This is a genomic window from Litoreibacter ponti, assembly GCF_003054285.1.
Classification (GTDB): domain Bacteria; phylum Pseudomonadota; class Alphaproteobacteria; order Rhodobacterales; family Rhodobacteraceae; genus Litoreibacter; species Litoreibacter ponti.
This window is the reverse complement of the sequence record NZ_QBKS01000001.1, coordinates 405,401-427,071: the sequence shown is the minus strand read 5'-3', so window position 1 is coordinate 427,071 and position 21,671 is coordinate 405,401. Positions and strand designations below refer to the sequence as shown.

24 protein-coding genes are annotated in these 21,671 nt (G+C 63.9%); 16 read left to right on the top strand and 8 right to left on the bottom strand.

Annotation, left to right across the window (positions count from 1 at the left end; translation table 11 throughout):
• Positions 1–83: 83 nt before the first annotated feature.
• Positions 84–536 (bottom strand): type II toxin-antitoxin system RatA family toxin, encoded by a 453-nt coding sequence (locus C8N43_RS02250; protein WP_107844061.1) that lies wholly within the window; start codon positions 534–536, stop codon positions 84–86.
• A 67-nt stretch (positions 537–603) separates the two neighbouring features.
• On the opposite strand from C8N43_RS02250, the gene hpt reads away from it, so the two are divergent.
• Both hpt and C8N43_RS02240 read left to right on the top strand, forming a co-directional pair.
• Positions 604–1,140 (top strand): hypoxanthine phosphoribosyltransferase, encoded by a 537-nt coding sequence (gene hpt / locus C8N43_RS02245; protein ID WP_107844060.1) that lies wholly within the window; start codon positions 604–606, stop codon positions 1,138–1,140.
• Positions 1,137–1,316, top strand: coding sequence for a hypothetical protein (locus C8N43_RS02240; RefSeq protein WP_107844059.1), 180 nt, complete (start codon positions 1,137–1,139; stop codon positions 1,314–1,316). The genes hpt and C8N43_RS02240 overlap by 4 nt, the downstream gene beginning before the upstream one ends.
• A 27-nt stretch (positions 1,317–1,343) precedes the next feature.
• On the opposite strand, the gene C8N43_RS02235 is transcribed toward C8N43_RS02240, so the two are convergent.
• The gene (locus C8N43_RS02235; RefSeq protein WP_107844058.1) at positions 1,344–2,216 is read right to left on the bottom strand and encodes a LysR family transcriptional regulator; all 873 of its coding nucleotides are present in this window, start codon (positions 2,214–2,216) and stop codon (positions 1,344–1,346) included.
• 97 nt (positions 2,217–2,313) lie between these two features.
• Between C8N43_RS02235 and C8N43_RS02230 the strand changes: the two genes are divergently transcribed.
• Positions 2,314–2,790 (top strand): c-type cytochrome, encoded by a 477-nt coding sequence (locus C8N43_RS02230; RefSeq protein ID WP_107844057.1) that lies wholly within the window; start codon positions 2,314–2,316, stop codon positions 2,788–2,790.
• A 5-nt stretch (positions 2,791–2,795) separates the two neighbouring features.
• The gene (locus tag C8N43_RS02225; RefSeq protein WP_107844056.1) at positions 2,796–3,686 is read left to right on the top strand and encodes a c-type cytochrome; all 891 of its coding nucleotides are present in this window, start codon (positions 2,796–2,798) and stop codon (positions 3,684–3,686) included.
• Here the strand turns inward: C8N43_RS02225 and lipA are convergent.
• Positions 3,683–4,642 (bottom strand): lipoyl synthase, encoded by a 960-nt coding sequence (gene lipA, locus C8N43_RS02220; RefSeq protein WP_107844055.1) that lies wholly within the window; start codon positions 4,640–4,642, stop codon positions 3,683–3,685. The two genes, C8N43_RS02225 and lipA, sit on opposite strands and share 4 nt — an antisense overlap.
• Before the next feature lie 107 nt (positions 4,643–4,749).
• Positions 4,750–5,922 (bottom strand): DUF6456 domain-containing protein, encoded by a 1,173-nt coding sequence (locus tag C8N43_RS02215; protein WP_245912882.1) that lies wholly within the window; start codon positions 5,920–5,922, stop codon positions 4,750–4,752.
• Positions 5,923–6,152: 230 nt separating this feature from the next.
• On the opposite strand from C8N43_RS02215, the gene C8N43_RS02210 reads away from it, so the two are divergent.
• The gene (locus C8N43_RS02210; protein ID WP_107844053.1) at positions 6,153–6,500 is read left to right on the top strand and encodes a DUF6477 family protein; all 348 of its coding nucleotides are present in this window, start codon (positions 6,153–6,155) and stop codon (positions 6,498–6,500) included.
• A gap of 12 nt (positions 6,501–6,512) precedes the next feature.
• Here C8N43_RS02210 and C8N43_RS02205 read toward each other — a convergent pair whose 3' ends face one another.
• Positions 6,513–8,057, bottom strand: a complete 1,545-nt coding sequence (locus tag C8N43_RS02205) for a trimethylamine methyltransferase family protein (RefSeq protein ID WP_107844052.1) — start codon at positions 8,055–8,057, stop codon at positions 6,513–6,515.
• A gap of 185 nt (positions 8,058–8,242) precedes the next feature.
• On the opposite strand from C8N43_RS02205, the gene guaA reads away from it, so the two are divergent.
• A complete protein-coding gene (guaA, locus tag C8N43_RS02200) occupies positions 8,243–9,817 on the top strand; it encodes a glutamine-hydrolyzing GMP synthase (RefSeq protein WP_107844051.1) in 1,575 nt (524 codons plus the stop codon).
• A 23-nt stretch (positions 9,818–9,840) separates the two neighbouring features.
• On the opposite strand, the gene C8N43_RS02195 is transcribed toward guaA, so the two are convergent.
• Complete coding sequence (locus tag C8N43_RS02195) at positions 9,841–10,506, bottom strand: hypothetical protein (RefSeq protein WP_158269893.1); 666 nt, start codon at positions 10,504–10,506, stop codon at positions 9,841–9,843.
• Positions 10,507–10,560: 54 nt separating this feature from the next.
• On the opposite strand from C8N43_RS02195, the gene C8N43_RS02190 reads away from it, so the two are divergent.
• The 10 genes from C8N43_RS02190 (at position 10,561) to C8N43_RS02145 (ending at position 20,525) form a co-directional block, all read left to right on the top strand.
• The gene (locus C8N43_RS02190) at positions 10,561–11,445 is read left to right on the top strand and encodes a DMT family transporter (protein WP_107844049.1); all 885 of its coding nucleotides are present in this window, start codon (positions 10,561–10,563) and stop codon (positions 11,443–11,445) included.
• Positions 11,446–11,597: 152 nt separating this feature from the next.
• Positions 11,598–12,875, top strand: a complete 1,278-nt coding sequence (locus tag C8N43_RS02185; RefSeq protein ID WP_158269892.1) for an outer membrane protein transport protein — start codon at positions 11,598–11,600, stop codon at positions 12,873–12,875.
• A 104-nt stretch (positions 12,876–12,979) separates the two neighbouring features.
• Positions 12,980–13,897 (top strand): DMT family transporter, encoded by a 918-nt coding sequence (locus C8N43_RS02180; RefSeq protein WP_107844047.1) that lies wholly within the window; start codon positions 12,980–12,982, stop codon positions 13,895–13,897.
• A 51-nt stretch (positions 13,898–13,948) separates the two neighbouring features.
• Entirely contained in the window at positions 13,949–14,812 is an 864-nt protein-coding gene (locus tag C8N43_RS02175; RefSeq protein ID WP_107844046.1) for an ATPase, read from the top strand.
• 40 nt (positions 14,813–14,852) lie between these two features.
• Entirely contained in the window at positions 14,853–15,773 is a 921-nt protein-coding gene (gene metA / locus C8N43_RS02170) for a homoserine O-acetyltransferase MetA (protein ID WP_107844045.1), read from the top strand.
• Positions 15,766–16,725, top strand: a complete 960-nt coding sequence (locus tag C8N43_RS02165) for an alpha/beta fold hydrolase (protein ID WP_107844044.1) — start codon at positions 15,766–15,768, stop codon at positions 16,723–16,725. The genes metA and C8N43_RS02165 overlap by 8 nt, the downstream gene beginning before the upstream one ends.
• A gap of 44 nt (positions 16,726–16,769) precedes the next feature.
• The gene (ppk2, locus tag C8N43_RS02160) at positions 16,770–17,645 is read left to right on the top strand and encodes a polyphosphate kinase 2 (protein ID WP_107844043.1); all 876 of its coding nucleotides are present in this window, start codon (positions 16,770–16,772) and stop codon (positions 17,643–17,645) included.
• Positions 17,646–17,655: 10 nt separating this feature from the next.
• Positions 17,656–18,273 carry a TetR/AcrR family transcriptional regulator gene (locus tag C8N43_RS02155; protein WP_107844042.1) on the top strand — a complete coding sequence of 206 codons (618 nt, stop codon included), beginning with the start codon at positions 17,656–17,658 and terminating at the stop codon, positions 18,271–18,273.
• The gene (locus C8N43_RS02150) at positions 18,270–19,184 is read left to right on the top strand and encodes a hypothetical protein (RefSeq protein ID WP_107844041.1); all 915 of its coding nucleotides are present in this window, start codon (positions 18,270–18,272) and stop codon (positions 19,182–19,184) included. Before C8N43_RS02155 ends, C8N43_RS02150 begins: the two co-directional genes overlap by 4 nt.
• Positions 19,185–19,319: 135 nt before the next feature.
• Entirely contained in the window at positions 19,320–20,525 is a 1,206-nt protein-coding gene (locus C8N43_RS02145) for a calcium-binding protein (protein ID WP_107844040.1), read from the top strand.
• A 68-nt stretch (positions 20,526–20,593) separates the two neighbouring features.
• On the opposite strand, the gene rpsI is transcribed toward C8N43_RS02145, so the two are convergent.
• Both rpsI and rplM read right to left on the bottom strand, forming a co-directional pair.
• Entirely contained in the window at positions 20,594–21,091 is a 498-nt protein-coding gene (rpsI, locus tag C8N43_RS02140) for a 30S ribosomal protein S9 (protein WP_107844039.1), read from the bottom strand.
• A gap of 1 nt (position 21,092) precedes the next feature.
• Positions 21,093–21,554 carry a 50S ribosomal protein L13 gene (gene rplM, locus C8N43_RS02135; RefSeq protein WP_107844038.1) on the bottom strand — a complete coding sequence of 154 codons (462 nt, stop codon included), beginning with the start codon at positions 21,552–21,554 and terminating at the stop codon, positions 21,093–21,095.
• Positions 21,555–21,671: the final 117 nt, after the last annotated feature.

Sequence of the window (21,671 nt, the reverse complement as noted above, 5' to 3'; positions counted from 1 at the left end):
CCCGAATTATTCATTATTGAGACCAGACTGCCCGCGGCCTGTGGATAAATCAACCGGGCTTACCTAGGGGCAAGAAGGGGCTGTTACCCAGATGCACCATGCAGGTCTTGGGCCCGCGCCTCGAAGGCGCGCACGACGCGTTGCATCGCCTCGTTGAAGAACAGCCCGGCGGCGCCTTGCAGGATGCGGTTACGGAATTCGAAGTCGACCTCGAACTCCACCTCGCAGCCGTCGTCAAGATCGCGGAACTGCCATGTGCTGTTGAGGAACTTGAAAGGTCCGTCGAGATATTCGGTGTCGATCTGCATCGTCTCGGACCAGAGCGTGACGCGGCTGCCGAACTTTTCGCGGAAGACCTTGAAGCTGATCACGAGGTCCGCCAGCATGATCTCCTTATCACCTTCCGGCGTGACCGAGCGCACGCGCGCCGCCGCACACCAGGGCAGGAATTCGGGGTAGCGCCCGACATCCGCGACAAGGTCATACATCTGTTGCGCCGTGTAGGGCAGCTTGCGTTTTTCGCGGTGGCTTGGCATAGGCGGTTTGGTTGCTCGACAGTTGCGGGGGTTTCCCGCACCGCGCGCCAAAAGACAAGGGGATAACATGTCTCATCCGCCTTACGTGATCGACGAGATGATCTCGGCCAAGTCCATCGCCGCCCGGATCGAGGCGCTGGCCCGCGAAATCCACGACCAGTTCCACGACACCGACAAGCTGATTATCGTGGGGCTTCTACGCGGCTCTTTCGTCTTCATCGCCGATCTGGTGCGCGAGCTGGATCTGCCCGTCGAGGTCGATTTCCTGGAGGCGTCCAGCTACGGCGACGGCATGGAAAGCTCCCGCGAGGTGCGCATCCTGAAGGATTTGCGCGGCGAGATCGGCGGGCGCGATGTTCTGGTGGTGGAAGATATCGTCGACACCGGCTTCACCCTGTCCCATGTCCTGCACTTGCTGGAAAGCCGGGCGCCCGCGCGGATCGAAACGGTCGCCCTGCTCGACAAGCCCACGCGGCGCGAGGTCGACATCAAGGCCACCTGGACCGGCTTCGAGATCCCCGACGAGTTCGTCGTGGGCTACGGGATCGATTACGGCCAGCGCAACCGCAACCTGCCCTATATCGGCAAGGTCCGCTTCACGTGAACCCCCGCTGGCTCATCCGAGCCGCGTTGTGGGTGCGCCGCCCACCTTCGCCCGCGCGGGTGAAACTGGTGGTGGGGTTGATCGTGGTGGTGATCACCGTCGGCCTGATCGAGCATTACATCGGCTGGCCCTCCTGGGCGCAGCTCGACCGCCTGCCGCGCCCCCCGAAGTTCTGACAGGGACCGCGTCTCGGCCACCGCTTGCTATGGCCCGCCGGTCAGCAGCGCGTGCTGCTCCTTCAGCTTCGCCACCAGCAGGCGGGAGACATCGGCGATCCGGGGAACATCCTGCAGGTCCACATGGCTCGCGACCCAGATCGGCACGGAAAACTGCGGCGCGATCCCGGCGCATTCGCGCAAGCGCCCGTCGCCCACCGCCAGCATGCGCGGCATGAAGGCTTGGCCCGCGCCCGACGCCACCATTTCGCGCAGCGTCAGAAAGCTGTCGGCAGAGCCGCTGATCTGGCTGTCCGGCACATTTGCCTCCATCCAGCGCGCGGCTGCGGTGCGGCTCAGCGGGCCGGACATCCCCAGCCATGTCTCGCCGCCCGCATCCGCGCACTGACGGGCGCGGTACACGCCGAAGACGAACGCGCCAGCTTTTTCGCCAATCAGGTGGTCCGGCAGCTCGGCCGCGGGCCTGACGGTGATCTCGGCGTCAAGGCGGGTCATGTCCAGATGTGCGTTGGTCGAGATCAGCTCGATCGCAAGCTCGCGCGCCTCACTGCGCATCTCGGTGATGACGCGCGGCAAGACCAGATGGCACAGGGTGTCGGTCGAGGTGATGCGCACCTTGCCGCTAAGCGGCGCCTTGCCCCCTTCGATGATCCGCTCGACCGAGCGCACGGCCAGCTCGACCTCGCGGATCGCTTCGATCAGCGGTTCGTTCTCTTTCGGCAGGCTGTAGCCTTGAGGTGTGCGCTCAAAGACGGAAATCCCCATCCGGTCCTCGAACAATGACACCCGGCGCAGCACGGTGGCGTGGTTCACCTGAAGGTGTCGCCCGGCCCGCGAGACAGAGCCGCTTTCCGCGACGGCCAGAAGGTACTTGAGATCGTCCCAGCTTGACCTGTGCATTTTTTAACGGACCCTCTCAGAAATTACAGACTAGCTTTACATTTCATAACAGGTAGCCTTTCCCTGACGGCAACTCTTTTTTGGAGGATTTCCCATCATGCTCACACGAATTCTGACGACGGCACTTCTTGGTGCGGGTCTTCTCGCCAGCTCGGCCCTGGCGGGTGGCCACGAAAACACCCCGCCGGAGATCAAGGCGCGCAACGGATTGATGGCCAATTATTCGTATAATCTCAGCATCTTGGGCGCGATGGCCAAGGGCGAGACGGAATACAACGCCGAAGTTGCAGCCATCGCCGCCGCCAATCTGGCCGCCGTCACTGGCACCGATCAGTCGCTGCTGTGGACCGCAGGCACGGATAATGCCGCGATGCAGGGCAAGACGCGCGCCACGCCAAAGATCTGGGAAGACAGCGCCGGGTTCCAGAAAGCCAGCGCTGACATGGCCGCCGCGGCCAAGGCGATGGCGGATGTCGCGGGCACCGACCTTGCCTCTCTGCAAGGCGCAATGGGCGCGGTCGGCGGCGCATGCGGCACCTGCCACAAGGCCTATCGGGGTCCGAAGCCAGAATAGCGCGCATGTGGAAGCGGGGTCTTCTGGCGCTTTGCGTCGCGGGCGCAGGGATCGGGTGGTGGCTGACAGCCCCTGCCCCTTTGCCGCACGCGACCGAGACCGCGCTAATGACGGCCCCGCAGGATCTGGCATTGGGCGCGCAGGTGTTCTGGGCGTCCGGCTGCGCCTCATGCCACATCCCTGAGGGGGCCGAGGAAACGGACGCGCCCCTATTGGCCGGCGGTCAGGCGTTCGCGTCGGAGTTCGGCACCTTTTACGCGCCCAACGTCTCACCAGGGCCAGAGGGCATCGGCGGCTGGACCCTGCTGGAGTTCGCCAACGCGGTGCAGGCGGGCGTCTCGCCAGCGGGCGCGCATTACTACCCGGCCTTTCCCTACACCGCCTACGCACAAGCAACGTCCGAGGACATCGCGGCGCTCTACGCCTTCATCATGAACCTGCCCGAGGCGTCGCCCCCCTCCAGGCCCCATGACGTCGGCTTCCCGTTCAACATCCGCCGTACCCTTGGCGGCTGGAAGCTTCTGTTCGGCGCGCCAACGGGACCGGAGATGCCGCCCGAGGTCGCCCGCGGCGAATACCTGTCCGAAGCGCTCGCCCATTGCGCCGAGTGCCACACGCCGAGGAATGCTTTAGGGGGATTGGACAAGTCGCGATGGATGGCGGGCGCGCCCAACCCGTCGGGCAAGGGCCGCATCCCAAACATCACGCCAGCGGTGCTGGATTGGTCGGAGGCTGATTTGCAGGCCTACCTGACCACCGGATTGACGCCGGATTATGATAGCGCGGGCGGCCACATGGCATCTGTCGTCACCAATCTGGCCCGATTGCCGGAAAGCGACGTGGCCGCGATTGTCAGCTATATCAAGGCGTTGCCGCCCATAGCTGATCCCAGCTAGGCGAGGCCCAGTTTCTTCTCACGCGCGGCCTTCAGCCGGGCGAAGTCGTCGCCCGCGTGGTAGCTCGACCGGGTCAGCGGCGTAGCGGACACCATCAGGAAACCCTTGCCATACGCCGCCTTTTCGTAAGACGCGAACTCGTCGGGCGTCACGAACCGATCAACCGCGTGGTGCTTCGGGGTGGGTTGCAGATACTGCCCGATCGTCAGGAAATCGATATCGGCGGCGCGCATGTCTTCCATCACCTGGATCACTGATTGCCGGTCCTCGCCGAGCCCCACCATAATGCCCGACTTGGTAAACATGGTCGGGTCGAGCTCTTTCACCCGTTGCAGCAGCCGCAGCGAGTGGAAATAGCGCGCACCCGGGCGCACCTCCGGGTAGAGCCCGGGAACAGTCTCGAGGTTATGGTTGAACACGTCCGGTTTCGCTTCAACAACGACTTCCAACACGCTGGGATCACAGCGAATAAAGTCCGGCGTCAGGATCTCGATTGTCGTGTCCGGGGATTGGCGTCGGATCGCGCGGATCGTCTGGGCGAAATGCTCCGCCCCGCCATCCTCGATGTCGTCGCGGTCCACAGAGGTGATCACCACGTGGTTCAGCCCCAGTTTCTTGACCGCATCAGCGACGCGCCCCGGCTCGAATACATCCAAAGCCTCGGGCGGCTTGCCGGTGGCGATGTTGCAGAAGGTGCAGGCGCGCGTGCAGACCTCGCCCATGATCATCATGGTCGCGTGGCCCTGATTCCAGCATTCGCCCACATTGGGGCAGCCCGCCTCCTCGCACACGGTCGTCAGCTTGTGCTCGCGCATGATGTCGCGCGTGTCCTGATAGCCTTGGCCCACAGGCGCTTTCACCCGAATCCAGTCCGGCTTTTTCGGCTGGGCATTGTCCGGGCGACGCGCCTTTTCGGGGTGGCGTTGCGCGGGAATTTTCAGATCGCGAGTGGCCATCGGGTACGGCTCCTTCGGTGTGGTCCCTGCTATATAGGGTCCAGATCGTTTAAAGTTAAACGATCTGTTGTCGCAGGGGCAACCGATGGTGCCGCATGGCCGCTATCTCACCCGATCATAGCGCTGACATGGCCGGTTTTTTCGACGTAGTGGCGCCGCAGGCGCTGAAGCGCGATACGCAGCACCACCTTGCCGGAGCGGGCCGACCAGCCCATGCGCTTCTCCGCCGTCTCGAGCCCCTCGAGAAAGCAGCAGCACCGCATGATGATGTCGCCCAGACCCGGACCCAGATCGTCAACCGCCGCAAAAATCCGCTCGCGGGCGGCGCGAGGCGCGTCGCCAAGCCCTTCTTCATCGATCAAGGCCGCGCGCTCTTGGGCGGCCAGCGCCCCGTCCCAGGTCTGCGCGATGCGCGGCCCCATCTGCGCCAGTTCGAAATCCTCGCGCAGCCGCTCGCCGGCATGGACCAGATCGGGGTCAAGAAACGGCTTGCCGTCCTGGCCGCGTTTGCGCGCCAGCATGGCCAGCGGGCTTTCTGCCATGTTTGGCTTCAGGGGCAGCACCGCGCCATCGTCGATGATCGCCTCACTGTCAGCCCAGTCGGGCCGCCCAAAGGCGCAAGAGCCGTCATGCTCGCCGCGGCTGCGGCGTTTGCGCGCCATCTCCTCGGACAGGTATTGCTTCAGCGCGGCGCGGCCCGTGCTGGTGATCTCATAGCTCGCCACCCGTCCGGTGCGCGTGCATTTGATCCAGTCTTTCAAGGCAAAGGCCTGCGCCACGTCGCGCGACACGACGGCGGTGCGGGTCGGGGGGCCGTCGCGCAAGGAGCGCAGCACAACGGCGTTGTCCATCTCGGAGGCCAGGGCGAGGATCGCGCCGGTTTCGCACAAGCGGCGCAGCACGCGGCGCGCCTCGCGGGCAAGCGCCTGCTCGTCACCCAAAATGGTTGGGCCGCCGGCCGTCGGTGAGGCTTTGGAATAGGTTTCTGAATGGTTACGGCTCTGCGCGGTCATGGGGGCGGATCCTTTTGTGTCGAATGTCTCGGGGCGGGAAATGAACTGGTGACTAAGGTGCTCCAGGGCTTCATCCACAAGCGGGTCGTCGCGACGGCTCTCGAAACGGCGGACCTGGCGCAGCACGGTTGAGGCATGAACGCCCTCCTCGCGCGCCAAGTCTCTGAAAGAGCGGCCTTTCTCGGTGTGGATCAGGTAGCGACGCACCGCTTGGGGAACCCAGTCGGGCATGGCCATCTGGCCGGTTGGAACAGGAGCAGCATGCATGAAAGCGGGCCCTCGATATTGCGGGTCATGAGGCTGAAAAATGCCTCGGCTCGTGGCACAACTTGAGGTTGTATTGCTTACGAGATGGTTAACGGCGGGCCGGTTTCTGCGAATTTGTTTCCAAAACGTAAACAATATTTTCGGGAGCGCGCGCACCGCACACGCCCCCCGCAACGGGGCGAAAACCCTGCCTATGTTAGCCCCGAAACATATCCCTGGAGCTTTGCTAAATGTCTGATCTCGCCACCGCCCTGAGCAACCTGAATCGTCCGCGCCTTCTGGTGCGCGCTGCCCGCCATGGCGTCTCGGAGTACAAGCGCGACCGCGATCTGCGGCGAATCTCCGGCCATAACAGCTCTGCCAGCCCGCGCCGGATCGTCTCGCATCTGCTGGCACAGGAAGAAGCCATCGAGCGCACGCGGGTGGCCCGCGACGGCACCTACAGCCCGAACAAGCATATCGAAGTGCTGGTGGCCCTGATGGCCGAAAGCCGCAATCTGCCCGCACCAAGCGCGGCACCGGCCCGCACACCCCGGCGCACCAGCTCTGACACCGGATGGCGTCCCACCACCGTCTAGGCGCGACCGCGATCAGATGAATGCGTCGGGCATGCTCTCTTTCTTCTGGCGCACATAGGCCCGCAGGGCCTCGTCGATGGCGGGGTCCAGCATCGGCTGCTGGTAGTCCGCCAGCATCTTCTCCACCCGCGCACTGGCCAACGCCACCGTGTCGCGTTCGCCCTCATCGGCCCAGGTCTCGAACGGCTTGTAGTCAAACAGGTCCGAGCGCCAGAACGCATCCTTGAAGTTGGCCTGCGTGTGCGCACAGCCCAGGTAGTGCCCGCCGGGCCCGACCTCTTCGATGGCATCCATCGCCTGCGCGTTCGCATCGACCGATACGCCGCGGGCAAAATGATGCAGCGTGCCCAGCTGATCGGCATCCATCACGAATTTCTCGAAGGACGCCACAAGGCCGCCCTCCAGCCAGCCGCAGCCATGCAGCATGAAGTTCACACCCGACAGCAGCCCCATGTTCAGCGAGTTCGCCGTCTCATAGGCCGCCTGCGCGTCGGGCAGTTTCGATCCGCAGAACGACCCCGCCGACCGATAAGGCAGCCCCAACCTACGGGCCAGCTGTCCGGCTCCGTATGTGATGTGCGACGCCTCCGGCGTGCCGAAGGTCGGCGCACCCGAGTTCATGTCGATCGAGGTCACGAACGCCCCGAAGATCACCGGTGCGCCCGGCTTGACCAACTGGCTATAGGCCACGCCGGCCAGCACTTCCGCCAGCACCTGTGTCAGCGTCCCCGCGACCGAGACCGGCGCCATCGCGCCGCCCACGATGAAGGGCGAAATGATGCAGGCCTGATTGGCGCGGGCGTAGACCTCCAGCGCGCCCATCATGATCGAATCGAAGGTCATGGGCGAGTTGATGTTGATCAGCGAGGTCATCGCCGTGCGCCCGTCGAGCCCGCCGAACAGGATCTCGGCCATCTCCACCGAATCCTGCGCGCGTACCGGCTCCGTCACCGATCCCATGAAAGGTTTGTCCGACAGCGACATGTGGGCATATAGCATATCCAGATGGCGCTTGTTGACCGGCACATCTGTCGGCTCGCACACGGTGCCGCCCGAATGGTGCAGCCACTTGGACATGTAGCCCAGCTTCACGAACTTGTTGAAATCCTCCATCGTCGCGTAGCGCCGCCCGCCCTGGGCGTCGCGCACAAAAGGCGGGCCGTAAACAGGCGCAATGACCAGGGACTTGCCGCCAATCTCGACCGAGCGTTCCGGGTTGCGCGCGTGCTGCGTGATTGTCGACGGTGCGGTCGAGGCCAACTGCCGCGCAAGGCCGCGCGGGATGCGTACCCGCTCGCCATCAATCTCCGCCCCCGCGGCCCGCCACAGCTCAAGCGCGTCGGGATTGTCGACGAAATTCACCCCGATCTCGGCCAGCACCGTCTCGGCATTGGCCTCGATGATCTCAAGCGCCTCCTCGGTCAGCACTTCGAAATTCGGGATGTTGCGCTCGATATATTTTGCGGTCTCGACGCTGACGGCCGTGCGCTCTGCGCGCCGGGCGGCGCCCCCTCCGCCGCGGCTGCGACGACGTGGTGCGGTGGCGGTGTCGGACATGGGCTCGCTCCCCTTGCAAATCTGCGTTGCCTGCGGTGATACCGCCCCCCTTGCCCGGCCCGCCCGACAAATCCGCCCCTTGGCGCGAAAAAGCGACACATCGGACGGATTGTTGCAGCTCACCTTCGCGAAGTTCATGGTGATGTGGGCTTGCCAGCGCCGCGCCCGCCCCATAATCAGCGACCATGACAGAGATATCCCACGAGAAGCTGCTGATTATCGACTTCGGCAGCCAGGTGACCCAGCTGATCGCACGCCGTTTGCGCGAGCTGAGCGTCTATTGCGAAATCCACCCGTATCAGAACGTGACTGACGCGTTCCTTCAGGACTTCGCGCCGAAAGCGGTGATCTTTTCGGGCGGCCCTGCGAGCGTGGTCCACGACGATTCCCCTCGCCCCCCGGCCTCCGTGTTCGAGATGGGCGTCCCGATCCTGGGCATCTGCTACGGCCAGCAGGTGATGATGCAAATGCTCGGCGGCCTCGTCGAGGGCGGCAAGATTTCGGGCGGTGGCGGCACCGCCGAGTTTGGCCGCGCGTTCGTCTCGCCCTCTGAGCCGCTTGAGCTGCTCGACGGCTGGTTCCTGACCGACCGCGAGCAGGTCTGGATGTCACATGGCGATCACGTCTCCAAGCTCGCGCCCGGCTTCAAGGTCTACGGCACGTCGCCCAATGCGCCCTACGCCATCACTGCCGACACCAAGCGCAATTTCTACGCCGTGCAGTTCCACCCGGAGGTGCACCACACCCCCAACGGCGCCAAGCTCTACGAGAACTTCGTGCGCATGGCGGGGTTCACTGGCGACTGGACCATGGGCGCCTATCGCGAGCAAGCGATCGAGGCGATCCGCGCGCAGGTCGGCGACAAGCAGGTGATCTGCGGTCTGTCCGGCGGCGTCGACAGCTCAGTCGCCGCCGTGCTAATCCACGAGGCCATCGGCGACCAGCTGACCTGCGTCTTCGTGGACCATGGTTTGCTGCGCAAGGGGGAGGCCGACGAGGTCGTCACCATGTTCCGCGACCACTACAACATGAAGCTTATCCACGCCGACGAGCAGGACCTGTTCCTGGGCGAGCTGGAAGGGCAATCCGACCCCGAGACCAAGCGCAAGATCATCGGCAAGCTGTTCATCGACGTCTTCCAGAAATACGCCAATGAGATCGAAGGCGCCGAATTTCTGGCGCAAGGCACACTCTACCCGGACGTGATCGAAAGCGTCAGCTTCTCCGGCGGGCCATCGGTCACGATCAAATCCCACCACAATGTGGGCGGCCTGCCCGAAAAGATGGGCCTGAAACTGGTCGAGCCCCTGCGGGAGCTGTTCAAGGACGAGGTCCGCGCCTTGGGGGCCGAGCTGGGTCTGCCGCCGTCCTTCATCGGCCGCCATCCCTTCCCCGGACCGGGTCTTGCGATCCGCTGCCCCGGCGAGATCACGCGGGCGAAGCTCGACATCCTGCGCGAGGCCGACGCGGTCTATATCGACCAGATCCGCAAACACGGGCTCTACGACGACATCTGGCAGGCTTTCGTGGCGATCCTGCCCGTGCGCACTGTCGGCGTCATGGGCGACGGGCGCACCTATGACTATGCCTGTGCTTTGCGTGCCGTGACCTCGGTCGATGGCATGACCGCGGATTATTACCCGTTCAGCCACGAGTTCCTCGGCGAAACCGCCACCCGGATCATCAACGAGGTGCCGGGCATCAACCGGGTGACCTACGACATCACATCGAAGCCTCCGGGTACGATTGAGTGGGAGTGATTACAAAAGGTTGCGCGGTAAAGCTAATCCTCGCGCAACGCCTCGATCAACAGCTCCGAGCCGAACTCGCCCACCGCACAGGCGCTCAAATCGCCTTTCTGTCCGACCAAGAACCACTCCGCCCGTGCCTCTAGCCCAATCGACACTTTCGGCCCAATCGACAACGGGTTCCGCCCCCAATGGCCGTCGGTCATGGGCTCTTCGTCGTAAAGGGCCCGTAGATCCGTCTCCGGCAGGCCGGACTCGTGGAACAAGAACCCGGCGATGCATTCCACCTGACGTGTCACCCAGCCGCGCAGCTTGTCCTCTTCGTCGCGCCGCTGCGTGATCTCACGCAACGCCACATCCGCCACGCCATGGCGCACTTGCACCGCATGGCCCAGCACATGGGCCATTTCATAGGCCTCACGGGGCTCCAAGGCGCTACCGGCCCGCACATAGAGGGAATTGTCGCTGGTACAGTACGCCACGCGTGGGTTCACGCTGTCATCCGCGCCGCAGACCTCAGTGATCCGAGCTACAGGGGCCACTTTTGGCATATCGGGAAACAGCCGGTCGGCTGTCTCATAAACCACAAGCTGGGGCACGTTGTTCTTCTTCAACTCATCTGCAGTCGCCGCGCCCCCCCAAAGGCAGGCGCATCCCAGCCAAGCCGCAAACCGCGCCATGTTGCTCTTTCCTGTTTTCATACCACCAGCATAATCCGCTTGACCCCACCCTGCCCAGAGGCTCTGTCGAGGCCCATGGACCAGCCCGCCTCCAACCTGCCCAAAGCCGCCCTGTGGATGCTGGGCGCAATCGCGTCCTTCTCGCTGATGGCCGTGGCGGGCCGCAAGGTGGGCGCCGAGCTCGACACGTTCGAGCTGATGACCTACCGCTCGTTTATCTCCATCGCTTTGGTCCTTGGAATCGGCGGGATGGCCGGCACATTGGGCCAAATCTCGACCCGCAACTTCAAGCTGCATATTGCCCGGAACGTCTCGCATTTCGCGGGCCAAAACCTGTGGTTTGCGGCCATCACGATGATCCCCCTGGCGCAGGTCATTGCGCTGGAATTCACCTCGCCCATCTGGGTCGCGATCCTCGCGCCGTTCTTTCTGTCTGAAAGGCTCACGCGGCTGAGGCTCTTCGTCGCCGTGCTGGGCTTTATCGGCATCTTGATCGTGGCGCGGCCCGACTTCGCCAATCTCGAGCTCGGCGCGATTTTCGCCGCGGGCTCGGCCATTGGCTTCGCGGGCTCGGCGATCTTTACCAAGATCCTGACGCGGCACCATTCGATCACCTGCATCCTGTTCTGGCTGGCGGTCATGCAGGCCGTCTTCGGGCTGGTCTGTGCGGGCTATGATGGCGACATCGCGTGGCCGTCAACGGCGCTGATCCCTTGGGTGATCATCGTCTCCTGCACCGGGCTTGCCGCGCATTTCTGCCTGACATCGGCCCTGACAGAGGCCCCTGCGGTCACGGTCATGCCGCTCGACTTCGCGCGCTTGCCGGTCGTGGCGCTGCTTGGGATGCTGATTTTCGGCGAGGCTCTGGACCCGTTCGTCTTCATCGGGGCCGCGATCATTTTCGGCGCGAATTACCTCAATATCGCCGCCGAGGCCCGCAGAAGCCGCGCCCTTACCTAAGGGCATCTGTGCGCTTTTCGTCACGCCTTAGGTGTGACGTAGGGTTTTCAAGGGGCAAAACGGCTCTGACGCAGGGTCACAAATTGACGCAGGCGGAAAGCCGGACCTAATCTCGCCGCAACTTCACACCAATGTGTTTCGGGGAGGAAACCATGAAACGATTTGCAGGCGCAGCCGCCGCTTTGGCCGCTTCCACATCACTCGCCACCGCAGGCGGCCTTGACCGGTCCGGCCAAAGTGTTCTGGCGATCTTTGACGATCCCAACACCTACTCTTTCTCGTTGGGCTACGTGCAGCCGTCCGTGACCGGCTCCGACAGCAACGGCAACGTGGGAAGCTACGACGCGGGTAATTCCTACACGCAGCTCGGCCTGTCCTACACAAATGACATCAACGATCGCCTGTCCTACACGGTGATCTACGACCAGCCCTTTGGCGCCGACATCTTCTACAACGGCGATCCCGCCGCATCGAACCTCGCTGGCACCCGCGCGGACCTGACCTCGGACGCGATCAGCATTCTTGGCAAGTTCCAGATGAACGAGCGCTTCAGCGTCTTTGGTGGCCTGCGCGTGCAGCGTGCCGGTGGTCGTGTGTCCTTGAACGGTCAGGCCTATGGTAACGCCCTTGCAACCGCGGGCGTCGCTGCCGGAGCGGGTACGACCGCACAAATCCTTGGTGGCGCGCTTCAGGGCGACCCGAACGCAATTGCCGCTCTGCCGCCGGGCGTGGCGGGCCTCCTCCCGACCCTCGGCGCACAGGTGCAAGGTGCCTCTGCCGGTTTCACTGCAAACGGCGGCTATGATGTGCGCCTGTCCGAGGAGTGGGGCGTTGGCCTGACCGCCGGTGTCGCCTACGAGATCCCCGACATCGCGCTGCGCGCCGTGCTGACCTACCACTCGGAAATCACGCACGACGCCAATTCGACCGAGACATTGGCAATCGGCGCAGCCGCGGCAGCAGGCGCGATCGCTGGAACGACCACCTTCTCGTCGCCGCAATCCGTGAACCTCGAATTCCAGACCGGCATCGCCAAGGACACGCTGCTGTTGGCCTCCATGCGCTGGACCGACTGGGACGATTTTGACGTGATCCCGCCCACCCTCGGCCAGGACCTTGCCAATATCGACGACAGCTACCGCTGGAATATCGGGGTGGCCCGCCGCTTCAACGAAAACCTCGTGGGCTCCATCTCGGTGACCTATGAGAAGGACAACGGCTCCGCCACCGTCTCGCCCTTGGGCCCCAATGACGGCCAGATCGGTCTGACCGTGGGCGGCCGCTACCAGAAGGACAACCTGACGGTCACCGGCGGCATCAACTACACCAAGCTCGGCGATGCCTTCGCTGGCGTGGCTTCGCAGCCCGTCGCGCTCTTCGAAGGCAACAGCGCCGTCGGCGTTGGCTTCAAGGTGAACTACAAGTTCTAAGCATCTGAAAATGCTTGAAAGGCTCTGCCCTCACCGGCGGGGCCTTTTTCTTTGCGCAAGGATCGGGCTTTCGCAACTTTGCGAATCTGCCATAGCTGCCATCCATGACCGCGACGCTGCAGAAATCCATGTCCACCCGCGCCTGGGCCGAGCTGGCGCTTTTGTCGCTCATCTGGGGCGGCTCGTTCCTGTCGATCCGGCTGGCGCTGGACGAGGTGCCCTTCGTCACCTCCGTCGCGCATCGGGTGTTCTGGGCCATGGTAGTGCTGTGGCTCTACATCCTCGTCCGCCGCCTGCCCGTGCCGCGCGCGCCGCGGGTCTGGGGTGCGTTTCTGGCCATGGGCATGCTCAACAACGTCATCCCCTTCTCGTTGATGGCGTGGGGCCAGCTGCATATCGAGACCGGGCTGACCTCAATCCTGAATGCCTCCACGGCCATTTTCGGCGTCATCGTCGCCGCGCTGGTCTTCGCGGATGAGCGGCTGACCCCCACCCGCGCGGTTGGTGTGGCCTTGGGATTTTTCGGGGTGGCAACCGCCATCGGGCTGGAAAACCTCGCGCAGTTCGACATCCGCTCCACCGCGCAGCTGGCGGTGCTTGCGGGCACGCTGTCCTACGCGCTTGCGGGGTCTTGGGCGCGCATGACGCTGGGTGGGCTGTCCCCGCAGGTGGCTGCCGCTGGGATGCTGACCGGCTCGACCCTGATCATGGTGCCCGCGGCGCTGCTGATCGACGGGGTGCCATCGACCGATCTCAGCCTGACCGCCACCTCCGCCATTGCCTACTACGCGATCATCGCCACCGCGGGCGCCTACCTGCTCTATTACCGCATCCTTGCCATGGCGGGGTCGGGCAATCTGATGATCTGCACCCTGCTCATCGCGCCTGTGGCAATCATTCTGGGCGCGCTGGTGCTGGGCGAACAGCTCGCCCCGCGCGCCTACGCGGGCTTCGCGCTTCTGGCGCTTGGCCTGCTGGTGCTCGATGGCCGCGTCATGCGCTTTTTGCGCGCCGCCCCCTAGCCTCCTCCGTCCGCCCCGGCTACCAAGCCAAGAAGGCAAGGAGACGGCACGATGATCTACAAATCTGGCCAGGACTGGCTACAGGCAGAGCGCAAGCGGGTGCTGTTCTTCGGCATGTCCGGGCTTGGCAAGACCCATGTCTCCAATATGCTGCGCGCGTCGGGCGAATGGTTCCACTACTCAGCCGACTACCGCATCGGCACGCGCTACATGGGCGAGTACATCACCGACAATTTCAAGCGCCGCGCGATGCAGGACCCGTTTCTGGCGGAGCTGCTGCGCAGCGACTCGATATATATCGCCTCGAACCTGACCTTCGATGACCTGTCGCCGCTCTCGACTTATCTCGGCAAGCCCGGAAACCCTGAGCACGGCGGCCTCAGCTTTGCCGAGTACCAGAAGCGTCAGGCCCAGCATCACCGCGCCGAGGTCGCAGCACTTTACGACACCGCCCATTTCATCGAGCGGGCCGAGGATCTTTATGGCTACACCAATTTCGTCTGCGACAGCGGCGGCTCCACCTGCGAGGTGGTCGACCCGTTCGACAAGGGTGACAAGCTGCTGAATGCGCTGGCGAAAAACCACCTGATGGTCTGGATCGAAGGCTCCAAGGATCACGAGGCAGAGCTGGTGCGCCGCTTCCAGCGCGCGCCCAAGCCGATGTGCTACCGCCCCGCCTTCCTGCAAGAGCTGTGGGACGAATACCTTGCCCAGCACAATTGCACCGAGGCCGAGGTGGAGCCCAACGACTTCATGACCTTCACCTATGCCCGCGCCATATCGCAGCGCGAGCCGCGCTACCGCGCCATGGCCGACAATTTCGGTATTAAGGTCTCGCATACCGATCTGGGGCGGGTCACTTCACCCGAAGGTCTCGACCAGTTGATCGCCGCCACCCTTGGCAGCGCGGGCTAAGCCGCCTATCTGGTAAGGCTCGCCAAAGGACGACGTCGACATGCCGATCAAACTGCCCTCCTCCTCGCTGCCCGCCTATGACGTGCTGTCGCGCGAGGGCGTAAGCGTGATGTCAGAGCGGCAGGCCGCGCGCCAGGACATCCGTCCCCTGCGCATCGGGCTGTTGAACCTGATGCCCAAGAAGATCCAGACCGAGAACCAGTTTGCCCGGCTGATCGGGGCCACGCCTCTGCAGATCGAGCTGTCGTTGATCCGCATGTCCGAACACCAGACCAAGACCACCGCGGCAGAGCACATGGCCGAATTCTATCGCCCGTTCCAGGAGGTGAAGGGCGAAAAGTTCGACGGGCTGATCATCACCGGCGCCCCGATCGAACATCTGGAGTTCACCGATGTGACCTATTGGGACGAGCTGGTCGAGGTCATGAACTGGACCCAGACCAATGTGCATTCGACCTTTGGCGTCTGTTGGGGCGGCATGGCGATGATTAACCACTTCCACGGGGTCCAGAAGCATCTTCTGGACCACAAGCTGTTCGGGTGCTTCCGCCACACCAACCTCGCCCCCGCCTCGCCCTATCTGCGCGGCTTCTCCGACGAGTTCGTCATCCCGGTCTCGCGCTGGACAGAGATGAAACAGGCAGAGATCGACGCCGCGGACGGGCTGACCACGCTTCTGGGTAGTGAAAAGGCGGGGCCCTGCCTGGTCGAGGATCGCGCCCACCGCGCGCTCTACATCTTCAACCATTTCGAGTATGACAGCGGCACGCTGAAGGAAGAATATGACCGCGATATCGCGGCCGGAACGCCCATCAACGTGCCCGACAATTACTACCCGGATGACGATCCCAGCAGGCCGCCCATGAACCGCTGGCGCAGCCACGCGCATCTGCTTTATGGCAATTGGATCAATGAGATATACCAGACAACTCATTTCGATATGGAGCTGATCGGTGCTTAAATTCGGCCTTCTCGCAGCCCTCGTGGCGATCCTTGCGGGCTGCGGCGTGGTGCTGAAGAGCAGCATCGACCAACGCCGCGCCAACGCGTTGCGCGACACGCCCCCCACCGGCGAAATGCTCACCATCAACGGGGCCAAGGTTCACGTCCATGTCGAAGGCACCGGCCCCGATGTGATCCTGATCCACGGCGCGGGCGGCAATTGGCGCGAATGGACCTATTCGCTGATCCCGAAGCTCAAGGGCGAGTTCCGCTTCTTTGCGGTGGATCGCCCCGGCCACGGCTATTCCTCGCGCATCCCGACCCGCGCAAACGAGTTCGAGACCATCGACGAGCAATCCGCCCTGATCGCCGCCGCTGTTAACCAGCTTGGCGCTAAAGATCCGATCGTTCTGGGCCAAAGCTATGGCGGCGCGGTGGCGCTGTCCTACGCGCTCAATCACGACGCGAAGGCGGCTGTGATCGTGGCAGGCGTCTCGAACCCGTGGCCCGGCGATATCGACGCGTTCTACTACCGTATGTCGGGCTGGCTGGGCCGCAACATCCTGGCCCCGCTTGCCGCCACCTTTGCGACCGAGGAGCGCGGGCAGGACACGGTCGAAAACATCTTCGCGCCCGATCCGGTGCCGCCGGGGTATCTGGATCATATGGGCCTTGATCTGGCCGTGCGCCCGATCCAGCTCGTCACCAATGCGGGCATGGTGAAGACCCTGCGCCCGCAGATCGTCGCGCAGTCAGAGCGCTACAAAGACCTCGAAATCCCGGTCGAGATCGTGCATGGCACCGCCGACACAACGGTGCCCTTCGATGTGCATGCCGAGCCGCTTCACGAGGAGCTGCCGAACTCCCGACTGATCCCGCTTGAAGGCATCGGCCACATGCCCCAGCACGCCGCCGAGGCACAGGTCATCGACGCCCTCCGGTCGGCGGCAAAACGCGCTGGCCTGCGCTAGGCTTCCGCGCCATACTCGCCGGACCAACGGACAAGAGGCCACCTATGACCCTGCCCTTCGACGGCGCCATCTCCAAGTTTTTCAACGAGGATATTCCCGAGAACGTGCAAAACGCGATCCGGAACGCGGGCAAGAACGACATTCTTGCCGCGACCTACCCGTACGAGCGGCGGATGAAGCGCGCCGCGTATGATGAGACGATGGAGCGCCTGCAAGTCGAGCTGGTCAAGCTGCAGGCCTGGGTTCATTCCGAGGGCAAGCGCGTCGCCATCGTTTTCGAGGGGCGCGATGCCGCGGGCAAGGGCGGCACGATCAAGCGCTTCCGCGAGAACCTGAACCCGCGCATCTGCAAGACCGTGGCGCTGTCCAAGCCCACCGAGGAAGAGCGCGGGCAGTGGTATTTCCAACGCTATATCAAGGAATTGCCGACCGAGGGTCAGATCACTCTGTTCGATCGCAGCTGGTACAATCGCGGCGTGGTGGAGCATGTGTTCGGCTTTTGCTCGGTCAAGGAACGCGAGCTGTTCTTCAAGCAGGTCACCGATTTCGAGCGGATGCTGGTCGAAGATGACGTGATCCTGATCAAGCTCTGGCTCAATGTCGGCCGGGCCGAGCAGTTGCGCCGGATGCTCCAGCGCGAGGGTGACAAGCTCAAGCAGTGGAAACTGTCGGGCATCGACGTCAAGGGCCTGCACAAGTGGGACGCCTACACCCAGGCCATCGCAGAGACGTTCGAGAAATCCGACCACAAGGACGCGCGCTGGACCGTCATCCGCTCCGACGACAAGCGCCGCGCCCGGATTGCGGCGCTCAAGCGCGTGCTCAACACGATCCAATACAAGACCAAGAACGACCGCGTGGCCGACCGACCCGACGCCCAGATCTGCGGCGGCGTCGACAAGTGGTCCGTCAGTGACTGAGGCCCCCTAGATGCCCAAGCGCGGCTATCATCACGGCAATCTCAAACAGGCGCTGGTCGAGGCGACACTGCAGCTGATCGAACAGAAGGGCCCCTCGGGCTTTACCGTGGCCGAAGCCGCCAAGCTGGCGGGGGTCACCCCCGCCGCCGTCTACCGCCATTTCGACGGGCGCGAGACGCTGATCGCGGAATGCGCCCTGCAGGGCCACCGCATCTTCGGCGACCTGATGGAGCACGCCTATGGCGACGGCAAACCCACCGCGCTCAAGGCGTTCGAGGCCACGGGCCGCGCCTATCTCGCCTTCGCGCGCAAGTTTCCCGGCCATTATGTGGCGATGTTCGAGAGCGGCGTGAACCTGCAATCCAGCGCCGAGCTGGCGCTGGCCTCCGAGCGGTCGCGCGGCGTGCTGGAACGCGCCGCCGCCAAGCTGTCAGAGAATATCCCCGCCGACAAACGTCCGCCCGCGGCGATGTTCTCCAGCCATATCTGGGCCATGTCCCACGGCGTGGTCGAGCTCTTCGCCCGCGGCACACCCGGGGCCAAGGCCCCCTTCCCGCCCGAGGACCTGCTGGAAACCGGCATTGGCATCTATCTGCGCGGCCTCGGCCTGATCCCGCCCGATACGTGAGCCTGCTTGCACGATACATCGCGGGCGAGCACGACGCCGTCTGGGAGGCGCTCGAAAGCGCGCCAGATGCGGCCGACGCCGAGGCGGTCATGCGCGAGACCTTCGCCCGGGTCGCGCGCAACACCGATACCGTCATCACCCGCCTGCGCGACACCGGCTACCGGTTCGAATGCGAGGCGGGACGATACTCCGATGCCGTGCCGCCCCATCGCCAGATCTCCGTCCATCTGGGCCGGATTGAGGAGACGCTCGAAGACCGGTTCGGCGACCTGCCCGCCTTTGCTGGCCGCTCCGATTTCCTGCCGCGCGCGCTTGATCTCTTCGCGCGGGTCGTGGGCATCATCGACCTGCGTCAGCGCCACCCGGGCAAGCCGCCCCAGGCCGGGATCACGGCGCGCACCCCGGTCCAGAGAGCTTTGGAGAACGCGCTGTCGGGTCTCGGCGGCACGGACGCGCGCCGCCGCGTGGTCGAGACAGAGGACCGCCGCCCGCATCTGTCCGACGACCCGGTGATCGCGCGGCTTGGCGACTGGAACCCCTTGGTGATCAACCTCGAATACCTCAGCGATATCGGGGCGGAGATGGAGGCCGAACTGGTCCCGCACCCCATGGGCGGGCTCGGCCTGATGGCCGAAATCGCACCAAGCTTCGAGCACAAGGCCAACGTCTCAGGCACCACCGGCGCGCATCTGTTCCTGCCCAGCCAGCGGGTCAGCCCGATGATCTTCGAGCACGGGCCGCCCGCCAGCTTCATCGACTATCTGCGCACGGCCTTCGCCCATGGCGGGTTCCTTGGCGTGCCCGCCCCGGTGCGCCCGTCGCACGCCGAACTCACTCAGATCGCGCCGCAGGTCTTGCTGCCAGATCATCCGGTTTTTGTCAGTCTGGCGAAGGACTTGGAGCCGTTCTGATCCATGTTAGGGCCGCCGCTCACGATAAAATCTCGCATCGATTAAGATAAATTTATAACCCATTCGGCTATTTCCGCCTCCAACAGCCCCGAGGACCGTCGCGGGTGCTGCGGTTTTTACCAGTTGGAGCAGTCAATGGTCACCGTCTTTATCCTTGTCGCGATTCTCAGTACCGCCGCCACGGCCTTCGTCGATATCGAAGAGCTCGCCGCCCGCGCCGCCGAGGAGCCCGAAGAGGCCGAGGGCGAAGAGATCATCCGTGGCAGCAGTGGCCCCGATATCCTGTCGGGAACCGACGAGGATGACGTCATCGTCGCGGGCTCCGGCGACGACACGGTCCGCGCCGGGGCCGGCGACGACGCAATCTACGGCGGTGCGGGCGACGACACCTTGAATGGCGAGGATGGCAACGACGTACTGATCGCAGGCCCCGGTGAGGATCAGATGACCGGTGGTGAGGGGGCCGATCTCTTCGTGATCGACCTCGCCAACCCCGGCAACGAGATCACCGATTACGAGGACGGCGACCAGATTATCGTCCATAGCCCTGACCCCGTCGACACCAGCACCGTCAGCTTCGCGGCGCAGGACGATGGCAGCCTGGACATCCTGATCGATGGCGAGCAGCACAGCTCCGTATCCGGCGCGGGGGTTGGGGACGCGCAATCGCTGCCCCTGCTCTTTCGCAATCTCAACGACACCGGCGACGATCCGGAAGCAATTCTCGCCGGGCTCGATCAAACCCTGACCGCCCGCGAAGGCACCGACGGAAACGACATGCTCAATGGCACCGACGCGCCCGATACCATCATGTTGAAGGACGGAGATGACACCAGCTTTTCCGGCGCGGGCGATGATGTGGTGGACGGCGGCGCGGGGGATGACTGGATCGATGGCGGCGACGGCGCGGATGTCCTGATCGGCGCGGCAGGCGATGACACGCTCAACTCCGGCGCGGGTCGCGGGGACCTCTTGCAGGGCGGCGCGGGCGCGGACACGCTCATTGCCGATGCGGGCGCGCGCGATGCAGAGCTTGAAGGCGGGGCTGGTGTGGATTTGTTCGTGGTCTCCAGCGCGGCCAATGACGTGACGATTTCCGACTACGAACCGGGCGAGCTGATCCATATCCGACTGGCCCCGGACGAGGCGCCAGAGGACACCCGGATCGAGCTGCGCGCCGATGGTCTGCCCGGCACACCGGCGGGGCAAATCCTGGTCACCGGCCCCGATGGCGACAGCTTCACCATCAAGCTGCGCGGCCCCGGCGCGGCCAATATCACGCTCGATGAGATCATCGTGCTGCAAAGCGCAATTGGCTCGACGGACACCGCTGCGACCTAAGGCACTGCTTTAAGACGAAAAAGGCCGCCCCGAAGGAGCGGCCTGTTCCGAAACCTGTGTCTCGCAGCTTAACGCTTGGAGAACTGGAAGCTCTTGCGGGCTTTCGCCTTGCCGTATTTCTTCCGCTCGACCACGCGGCTGTCGCGGGTCAGGAAGCCTGCCGCCTTCAGCGCGCCGCGCAGGGACGGATCATAAAGCTGCAGCGCCTTCGAGATGCCGTGCTTGACCGCACCGGCCTGACCGCTGAGGCCACCGCCCTTGACGGTTGCCATCACGTCGAACTGGTCCTCGGTGCCCGACACGGTGAAGGGCTGGCGCAGGATCATCTGCAGCACAGGGCGCGCGAAATACGCGTTTTGCTCTTTGCCGTTGACGGTGACCTTGCCGGAGCCCGGCTTGATCCAGACGCGGGCGACCGCATCCTTGCGCTTGCCGGTGGCGTAGGACCGGCCCAGCTCGTCACGGACGGGCTCGCGGTTGATCGCATCTGCCACGGCCTCTGCCGGGGTGGCGACGCCTTCGGCGATGGTGTTCAGCTCATCGAGGGATTGGATTTCGTCAGCCATCTTATGCGCTCCGGGTGTTTTTCTTGTTCATGGCTTTGACGTCCAGAACTTCGGGGGATTGGGCCTCGTGCGGGTGCTCGGCCGAGGCGTAGACGCGCAGGTTGGTCATCTGCTGGCGCGACAGCGGGCCGCCGGGCAGCATGCGCTTAACGGCCTGCATGACGACGCGCTCGGGATGCGCGCCTTCCAGGATTTCGGCGTTGGTGCGGGACTTGATGCCGCCCGGGTGGCCGGTGTGCCAGTAGTTCGGCTTCTCGCGCTTGTTGCCGGTCAGCTGGATCTTGTCGGCGTTGACGATGATGACATTGTCGCCCATGTCCATATGCGGGGTGAAGGAGGGCTTATGCTTGCCACGCAGGCGCATCGCCACGATCGAGGCAAGACGGCCCAGAACCACGCCTTCGGCGTCGATCAGGATCCATTTCTTCTCGATATCGCCAGGGGTAGCGGTAAAGGTTTTCATGTGGTGTCCTCAAGAATTGCGGCCACGGGGCGCGTGCGCCCCTTGGGATGGCGTGGTTCTAAAGGTTTTGCACGTACAGTCAACGGCAGTTTGGCTGATTTTATCAAGCGAAAACAG